The 298-nt window shown below is 65.1% G+C and carries 1 pseudogene; it reads right to left on the reverse strand.

What is annotated here, in order from left to right:
* Positions 1 to 181: 181 nt before the first annotated feature.
* Positions 182 to 298 (reverse strand): annotated as a pseudogene (locus MTQ10_RS31065) (IS5/IS1182 family transposase); the annotation flags it as partial.

Consider the following 298-nt stretch of genomic DNA (forward strand, 5'->3'; position numbering starts at 1 on the left):
CTCCAGCGTCGCCGAGCGGGACTACTCGGGGCGAGCGGGGAGAAAACTGGCCGTACGCGGGGAAACCCGTGGCCATCAGTGGGGCGGTAAATGGCCGCCTATGGGGAGCTTGCCACGGCCGCCGTCACCATGACGGGTTCAACGACGCCTCACCACATAGGACACGGTCTAAGACGTTGTTTCAGTTGGTGAGTCGGCGGTAGCTGATGAGGGCTGCGGCTATGCCGACGAAGGCCAGGAAGTGTTCGGCCTTTCGCTCGTAGCGGCGGTGCAGGCGTCGGCATCCGGCCAGCCAGGA

The sequence above is a fragment of the Streptomyces sp. XM83C genome (genome assembly GCF_023072675.1).
GTDB lineage: Bacteria > Actinomycetota > Actinomycetes > Streptomycetales > Streptomycetaceae > Streptomyces > Streptomyces thermocoprophilus.